Here is a 5339-nt window from a genome sequence, read left to right on the forward strand (position 1 = left end):
ACCACGCTCAACTACCTGCCGGCCGCGGTCGAAGCGCAGATCGTGCTCGCCAAATCGGGCGAGTATGACAACCCCGACGGCAAGGGCACTGTCGAGAAAATGATCAAGGTCGCCGAGCTGTCGCGCCAGGGCTTCATCAACGGCGACATCTCGACCGTCATGAGCCCGCGCACGGTGATCAGCTGGGCCCAGAACGCGCTCATTTTCGGCGACGTCGGTTTCGCCTTCCGAGTCTCGTTCATCAACAAGTGCGACGAAAGCGAGCGCCCGCTTATCGCCGAATATTACCAGCGCGTGTTCGGCACCGACCTCCCCGAAAGCGTCGTCGGCAAAGCCTGACCGGTGGCCGACCGGTCCCCCCTCGACGATTTCCGCCGCGCGCTGGGGGGCGCCTCCCGCGCGATCGCGCGCGACGCCGAGGTCGAGGTGGTGTTCGCCAGCGAAGTCGGGTCGGCCTCGGGCAAGACCGCGCGGGTGCCGTCGCCCGGACCCAGCCTCGAGCCGCGGCTGGTCGGCGAGGCGCGCGGCGCCGCCGATGCCGCCGCGCTGCGCCTGCGCCATCACGATCCCGCGCTCCACGCCGCCGCCGCCCCGCTCGACGCCGAGGCGCGCGCGGTGTTCGACGCGCTCGAGACGGCGCGGGTCGAGGCGCTCGGCGCGCGCGCGATGGGCGGGGTGCGCGGCAATCTTGCCCAGCTCGCTGAGGCGCGGGTGCGCTCGGACGCGATCGTCCGCGCGCGCAGTGCCGAGGAAGTCCCGCTGGCGACCGCGGTCGGGCTGATCGCGCGCGAGCGGATGACCGCCGCCGCCCCGCCCCAGGCCGCGCTCGCCGGATTGAAGCTGGTCGCGCCGTGGATCGAGGACAAGGCCGCGGCCGAGCTCGACGCGCTGGCGATGACCCTCGACGATCAGGCCGCGTTCGCCCGCGTCGCCCGCCAATTGCTCGAGGACCTCGACCTCGCCCCCGCCGCCGACCCCGCCGACCAGCCGCCCGAGGACGGCGACGACCAGGCTGGCGACGAAGCCGGCGCCGACGACGCCGACGACAGCGGCGACGACGGCGGCCCGGCCGGCGGCGACATGGACATGCGCGCCGAGCAGGACGACGACGGCGCCGAGCAGGAGCAGGACAGCGACGACCGCGAGCCCGGCGAGGAGGAGATGGCCGACGGCGACGAGGGCAGCGACACCGCGCTGCCCGCGCCCGGCCGGCGCAACTGGGACCTCGCGCCCGACGGCGACTACAAGCCGTTCACCACCCGCTTCGACGAGGCGGTCGAGGCCAAGGAGCTGTGCGACGAGGACGAATTGGGCCGCCTGCGCGCTTACCTCGACCAGCAGATGGCCAGTTCGCAGGGCGTCGTCACCCGGCTCGCCAACCGCTTGCAGCCGCGGCTGATGGCGCAGCAGGCGCGCAGCTGGGAGTTTGACCAGGAGGAAGGCATGCTCGACGCCGCGCGGCTCGCCCGCGTGATCGTCAGCCCGGCCCACAGCCTGTCTTACAAGGTCGAGCGCGAGACCGAGTTCCGCGACACCGTGGTTGGATTATTGATCGACAATTCGGGCTCGATGCGCGGGCGGCCGATCGCGATCGCCGCGATCTGCGCCGACATCCTCACCCGCACCCTCGAGCGCTGCGGGGTGGCGACCGAGGTGCTCGGCTTCACCACCCGCGCGTGGAAGGGCGGGCAAAGCCGCGAGGCATGGCTGGCCGAGGGTCGCCCGGGCCATCCCGGCCGGCTCAACGACCTCCGCCACGTCGTCTACAAGCGCGCCGAGGAGCCGTACCGCCACGCCCGCCGCAACCTCGGGCTGATGATGCGCGAGGGGCTATTGAAGGAGAATATCGACGGCGAGGCTTTGCTGTGGGCGCACCAGCGGCTGATCGCGCGGCCCGAGGAGCGGCGCATATTGCTGGTCATCTCGGATGGCGCGCCGGTCGACGATTCGACCGCCTCGGCCAATGGCGGCGCCTATCTCGAGCGCCATCTGCGGCAGGTCATCGCGTGGATCGAGAAGCGCTCGACGGTCGAGCTCGCCGCAATCGGCATCGGCCACGACGTCACCCGCTATTACAGCCGCGCGGTGACCATCATGGACGCCGAGCAATTGGGCGGCGCGATGATCGAGCAGCTGGTGACGCTGTTCGAAAATCCGTGACGCAGAGCGAAGGACGAACCCCTGAAAAAACTTGGGCCCGGCGCGATTGCTCGCACCGGGCCCCCCTCGATACGCGACGCGAGGGTACGCATCGGCCCAGGGCCGTCTCGTGTGACCGGGGTACAAGGGAAAAACCCCGTCACTTGAGGGGCTTATGACCGATTCGACCTCAACCGGAGGTGAACGAACAGCGCAGCCGAGGTTAAGCCGGCTGACCATCGTCGCGGGCTTTGCGCTGGCCGCGATTGTGTTCCTCGCCGAGGATGCCTTGCTGTCGGCGCCGCGGCACAGCGCGCCCGGCCACCGCTCGGTCGCGCTGGAGTTCACGCCGGTCGATTTTGCCGGTCCCGCCACACCGCCGTTGCAACTCGCCGGGGCCTGGCGGCTGCGTGCGGACGACCGCCGGCTCGGCGGGGTATCGGCGCTCGCGGTCGCTGGCGGGGGACTGGTCGCGATCACCGATTCGGGCGCCGTCCTGCGCTTTCCCAAACCGGGCGCCAACCGCCCGACGATCGCCATCGACCTGCTGCCCGGCGAGCCCGGCCAGGCGCCACCGAAATCGAGCCGCGACAGCGAGGCCCTCGCCCGCGACCCGCAGCGCCGCGGCTGGTGGGTGGCGTTTGAGAACCGCAACCTGCTCCGCCTCTACGATCACCGCTTCAACCGCTCGCTGGCGACCATCCGCTTCGCCCGCGACCGCTGGCCGCGCAATGCCGGGATCGAGGGGGTCGCCGCCGCTCCCGGCGCGTTGTTGCTGTTCCCGGAGCTCGGCACGAGCGTGGTGCGGGTGACCGGCGCCCGCGCCGTCGAATTCCCGCTGGACGGCGCGCCGACGCGGATTGCGGACGCGGCATGGGCCGGCGGTCGATTATTGCTGCTCGAGCGCCAGCCAAGCCTGCTCGGCTTCACCAGCGCGCTGGTCGAGGTGCGCCGCGCGGGCGGGGGCTATGTCAAAGGCCGCCGCTATCCGCTCGCTCTCGGACCGCGCGACAATCCCGAGGCGCTCGCCGCCGAACCCCTGCCCGGCGGCGGCACGCGGCTGTGGCTGATGACCGACGACAACCACCAGCCGTGGATGCGCACGCTGCTGGTCGCGTATGATCTGAAAGGAAATCCTCCCGCGCTTTAGCGGGGGAGGAGGGCAATCAAGCCGCCGGAGCCGCTTTGGCCTTCTTGGCCAGCTCGCGCTTGAGCTTCTGCGCCTTGGTGCTGAGCTTGTCCGCGCTGGTCTTGGTCAGCCAATTGTCGAGCCCGCCGACATGCTCGACCGAGCGCAGCCCGTGCGTCGACACCTTGAGCTTGACGCTCTGCCCAAGCGCATCCGAGAGCAAAGTCACGTTCTGCAGATTGGGCAGGAACGTGCGCTTGGTCTTGTTGTTGGCGTGGGAAACATTGTTGCCCACCTGCCGGCCCTTGCCGGTCAGCTCGCATACGCGCGACATGGTCTGGTTCCTGATGTCTGGACGAGCGCCGTCAAGGCGCCCGGAAAGCGCAGCCCGTTAGCCGCTCGGCCCCTCGCCGTCAACAGCGCGCGCCCTGTCGCCGCCCCGACACAAAGCGCAACCGTCCGCCGCCAACTGCGTTACAAAGGGCAATCCGAACGGTCGAGGAGCAATGGGGTGCGCGCGATTCTCTTGATATTGATTGTAGCGGTGGTGGCGGTGCTGATCGCCGTCGCGACCGGTTTCCTCGACTTGCGCCAGACCCGCGGCGCGAAGGCTCCCGATATCTCCACCAGCCAGAACGGAGTCACCGCCAGCGGCGGCCAGACCCCGGCGTTCGAGGTCGAGACCGGCACCGTTTCGGTCGGCGCCCAGCCGGCCAACGTCAATGTCCAGGTCCCGGTGCCGCGGCTCCAGGTCAACCCGCCGGCCGGGTCGCAGCCGCTACCCCAGCCGCAGCCGCAGCCCGCCACCAACACCGCGCTGTAGCTGACTCCGGCGCTCCCCTGCGCTAGCGCGGCGGCATGAGTTTTCCACTGCCGCCGCCGATGCGCCGCGCGCTCGACCTCGCCGCCGCCGCCGCCGCGGCCGGCGAGGTGCCGGTCGGCGCGGTGATCACCCACGGGAATCGCATCGTCGCCGAGGCCGCCAACGCCATGCGCGGATCGCTCGACCCGACCGCCCACGCCGAAATGGTCGCCATCCGCGCCGCCGCCATCGCCTTGGGCCAGCCGCGCCTCGACCAGTGCACCTTGTGGGTCACCCTCGAGCCGTGCGCGATGTGTGCCGCCGCGATCTCCATCGCCCGCCTCGCGTCGCTGCGCTTCGCCGCCGAGGACCCCAAGGGCGGCGGCGTGGTCCACGGCCCGCGCATTTTCGCCCAGCCGACCTGCCACCACCGCCCCGACGTCCTCGGCGGCATCGGCGAGGCCGAGGCCGCCGCCCAGCTGCGCGCCTTCTTCGCCGCCCGCCGCGCATGACCATCTTGCGCCCCCCGCTTGTCCCCGGCGCCTATTCGCGGCACAAAGCGTTGCCACGCCAATGAGCGACCCACTCCTCCCATTTCCCTGGCTCGACCTCGCGCTGATCCTCGCGCTGGTCGCGCTCAACGGGGTCCTGTCGATGAGCGAGCTGGCGATCGTCTCGTCGCGCGACGCGCGGCTGAAGGCGATGGTCAAGAACGGCAGCCGCGGCGCTTCGGTCGCGCTCAAGCTGGCCGCCCAGCCCGGCCGCTTCCTGTCCACCGTGCAGACCGGCATCACCCTCATCGGAATCCTCGCCGGCGCCTTCTCGGGCGCCCGCCTCGGCACCCCGGTCGGCCAGCGCATCGCCTTGCTCGGGGTCGACCCCGAGACCGCCGCGACGATCGGCTTCACCATCGTCATCGTCGTCACCACTTATGCCTCGCTGGTGATCGGCGAAATCGTCCCCAAGCAATTCGCGCTTCGCTCTCCCGAGCCGATCGCCGCGATCGTCGCCCGCCCGCTCGACTGGCTGTCGCGCATCACCGCGCCGTTCGTATGGCTGCTCGACAAGACCAGCGCGCTGATTTTCAAGGCGCTCGGCCTCGACCGCGAATCGCGCAACCAGGTGACCGCCGAGGAATTGCACCTGGTCGTCGCCGAGGCGCAGACCGCCGGCGTGCTCGAGGAAAGCGAGCGCGCGATCATCTCGGGCATCGTCCGCCTCGCCGACCGCCCGGTGCGCGAGGTGATGACCCCGCGCACCGACGTCGAC

General features: G+C 70.7%; 6 protein-coding genes and 1 pseudogene. 6 read left to right on the top strand and 1 reads right to left on the bottom strand.

Annotation, left to right across the window (positions count from 1 at the left end):
* From RMP08_RS01455 to RMP08_RS01465, 3 genes and pseudogenes are all read left to right on the top strand, one after another.
* Positions 1-339 (top strand): annotated as a pseudogene (locus tag RMP08_RS01455) (cobaltochelatase subunit CobS); the annotation flags it as partial.
* Between the two features lie 3 nt (positions 340-342).
* Positions 343-2160 carry a cobaltochelatase subunit CobT gene (gene cobT / locus RMP08_RS01460; RefSeq protein WP_310467175.1) on the top strand — a complete coding sequence of 606 codons (1818 nt, stop codon included), beginning with the start codon at positions 343-345 and terminating at the stop codon, positions 2158-2160.
* A gap of 154 nt (positions 2161-2314) precedes the next feature.
* The gene (locus tag RMP08_RS01465) at positions 2315-3289 is read left to right on the top strand and encodes an esterase-like activity of phytase family protein (protein ID WP_310467176.1); all 975 of its coding nucleotides are present in this window, start codon (positions 2315-2317) and stop codon (positions 3287-3289) included.
* 16 nt (positions 3290-3305) lie between these two features.
* Here the strand turns inward: RMP08_RS01465 and rpmB are convergent, their stop codons facing one another.
* Complete coding sequence (gene rpmB / locus RMP08_RS01470) at positions 3306-3602, bottom strand: 50S ribosomal protein L28 (protein ID WP_310467177.1); 297 nt, start codon at positions 3600-3602, stop codon at positions 3306-3308.
* Between the two features lie 177 nt (positions 3603-3779).
* Between rpmB and RMP08_RS01475 the strand changes: the two genes are divergently transcribed.
* From RMP08_RS01475 to RMP08_RS01485, 3 genes are all read left to right on the top strand, one after another.
* Positions 3780-4091: a hypothetical protein gene (locus tag RMP08_RS01475; RefSeq protein WP_310467178.1), complete on the top strand. Its 312-nt coding sequence runs from the start codon at positions 3780-3782 to the stop codon at positions 4089-4091.
* 35 nt (positions 4092-4126) lie between these two features.
* Positions 4127-4582, top strand: a complete 456-nt coding sequence (locus RMP08_RS01480) for a nucleoside deaminase (RefSeq protein WP_310467179.1) — start codon at positions 4127-4129, stop codon at positions 4580-4582.
* Between the two features lie 61 nt (positions 4583-4643).
* Positions 4644-5339, top strand: a 696-nt coding sequence (locus tag RMP08_RS01485; protein WP_310467180.1) for a CNNM domain-containing protein, incomplete at its 3' end; no start/stop codon positions are given.

The organism is Sphingomonas sp. (assembly GCF_031426035.1).
GTDB lineage: Bacteria > Pseudomonadota > Alphaproteobacteria > Sphingomonadales > Sphingomonadaceae > Sphingomicrobium.

Bases quoted from the DNA above. Each gene is read 5' to 3' on its own strand.
- RMP08_RS01465 (WP_310467176.1), top strand. From the start codon at position 2,315: ATGACCGATTCGACCTCAACCGGAGGTGAACGAACAGCGCAGCCGAGG.
- rpmB (WP_310467177.1), bottom strand. From the start codon at position 3,602: ATGTCGCGCGTATGCGAGCTGACCGGCAAGGGCCGGCAGGTGGGCAAC.
- RMP08_RS01480 (WP_310467179.1), top strand. From the start codon at position 4,127: ATGAGTTTTCCACTGCCGCCGCCGATGCGCCGCGCGCTCGACCTCGCC.